We start from the raw sequence: 331 nt of genomic DNA on the forward strand, positions 1-331 counted from the left end.
CATCGCTTCAACCAGTTGGCGATTGTAATCACGCGCATTTAGCTTAGCCCCCATCAACTGTTTAAAACGGTACATCGCTGTTTCTGCTAATGAGCGCACATGATATCCACTGAGCTTTTTCCATTGTGCGATTCCTAACTTTTTGCACAACATGACAGCCTCATTGCGTGGATGCTTATCAGTCCACAGCCGTGCATTCTCTCTCGGCGGGATAACAGGTATCGCGCCTTTTTCAGTTATTTCTGCATAGCAGCGGCGGCTATCATAAGCACCATCAGCGCTCACTCTATCTATACGCCGACGTAATGGTCTTATCAAATCTTGGAGGGTC

General features: G+C 47.4%; 1 protein-coding gene. It reads right to left on the reverse strand.

Features of this window, described 5'->3' with window-relative positions:
• Positions 1-318, reverse strand: a 318-nt coding sequence (locus JIG41_RS12295; RefSeq protein WP_409372732.1) for a transposase, incomplete at its 3' end; no start/stop codon positions are given.
• Positions 319-331 lie beyond the last annotated feature (13 nt).

Origin of the sequence: Pseudoalteromonas sp. bablab_jr011, assembly GCF_016464045.1 — a bacterium.
GTDB lineage: Bacteria > Pseudomonadota > Gammaproteobacteria > Enterobacterales > Alteromonadaceae > Pseudoalteromonas > Pseudoalteromonas lipolytica.